Here is a 933-nt window from a genome sequence, read left to right as displayed (position 1 = left end):
TCAGCACCTGGTCAACTTCTCTAGCCTAGGCTACGCCATACCAGGCGCGGTGCTTGCGATCGGAATTATCATTCCCTTTGCTGCCTTCGATAATACCCTTGACGGTCTTATGAGAGAGCACTTTGATTTCTCAACAGGATTGATTTTGAGCGGTACGGCTTTCGCAATTGTATTTTCCTATTCTGTTCGCTTCTTAGCTGTCTCTTCAGGGTCCGTAGAGTCCAGCCTATCTAAAGTAACACCAAGCATGGACATGGCATCGCGCTCACTTGGCCATAATTATTTATCGACACTATTTAAAGTACACCTGCCCATTATCAAGCGGGGTGCTCTTACCGGCATGCTTGTCGTGTTTGTAGACTGTTTGAAAGAATTGCCTGCTACACTAATTTTACGGCCTTTTAATTTTGAAACACTGGCTACACAGGTTTACCAATTTGCTTCCGATGAGTTACTTGAGCAAAGCGCCTTGAGCGCACTAATCATCGTTGCAGTGGGTATTCTGCCAGTTATATTGTTAGACAAGAGTATTAGCCAAAAGTCCTAAGATACGAAGCAATTAGCAACCCAAACATTCATCGACTTAAGAGAAGTAAATAAGCAATATGAGCATCATCTGGATTTTAGTTGCCTTCATATTTGGCTTCATTGCGAAACAAATCACACTCCCACCCTTAGTTGGTTATCTAATTGCTGGCTTCTTGCTCCATGCAAGTGGCGTTACGCCAGAACCGACACTTGAGATGCTTGCAGACCTTGGCATTACGCTAATGCTGTTTACCATCGGGCTTAAAATTGATTTCAGACAGCTTATGAGGCCACAATTATGGTCCGGAACCTTTATTCATATGAGTGGGTGGATGATACTCCTACTTCCTTTGATAATTCTTTGCACAACTACCCTCAGCCACAGCTTATTTGATCTCAGTTTGT

Annotated in this window: 2 protein-coding genes; both read left to right on the top strand. The window is 43.4% G+C overall.

Annotation, left to right across the window (positions count from 1 at the left end):
- Positions 1 to 547, top strand: a 547-nt coding sequence (locus tag A3763_RS02665; protein ID WP_156494852.1) for an iron ABC transporter permease, incomplete at its 5' end; no start/stop codon positions are given.
- Between the two features lie 58 nt (positions 548 to 605).
- The coding region (locus A3763_RS02660; protein ID WP_197482710.1) for a cation:proton antiporter at positions 606 to 933 on the top strand (328 nt) is incomplete at its 3' end.

Source organism: Oleiphilus sp. HI0128 (genome assembly GCF_001635365.1).
Note: the sequence above shows the minus strand (reverse complement) of the source record. Positions and strands in the feature narration are given on the sequence as shown.